This window comes from Aquicoccus porphyridii, from assembly GCF_008369105.1.
GTDB classification, from domain to species: Bacteria; Pseudomonadota; Alphaproteobacteria; order Rhodobacterales; family Rhodobacteraceae; genus Aquicoccus; species Aquicoccus porphyridii.
In genome coordinates this window covers 1-405 of sequence record NZ_VINQ01000176.1, presented here as the reverse complement: position 1 = coordinate 405, position 405 = coordinate 1, and the positions used below count along the sequence as shown (strand labels likewise).

Sequence of the window (405 nt, the reverse complement as noted above, 5' to 3'; positions counted from 1 at the left end):
ACAAGGCCGAAGGCGCCAGCGAACGGATGAGCTTCGGTCTCAACGGGCCGCTCACGGAAAACCTCAGCTACCGCGTCTACGGCAACATCGCCAAGACCGACTCGGACGACTGGGACATCAACGCCGGCCACGAATCCAACCGCACCGGCAAGCAGGCCGGCACCCTCCCCGCCGGTCGCGAAGGCGTGCGCAACAAGGACATCGACGGGCTGCTCAGCTGGCGCCTGACGCCCGAGCAGACCCTCGAGTTCGAGGCCGGCTTCAGCCGCCAGGGCAACATCTACACCGGCGACACGCAGAACACCAACAGCAACAACTACGTGAAGCAGATGCTCGGCCACGAGACCAACCGCATGTACCGCGAGACCTACTCGGTCACCCATCGCGGCGAATGGGACTTCGGCG

The 405-nt window shown here is 64.9% G+C and carries 1 pseudogene; it reads left to right on the top strand.

Annotated elements, in window-relative coordinates:
* Nucleotides 1–405: pseudogene (locus FLO80_RS24080) on the top strand (TonB-dependent siderophore receptor); the annotation flags it as partial.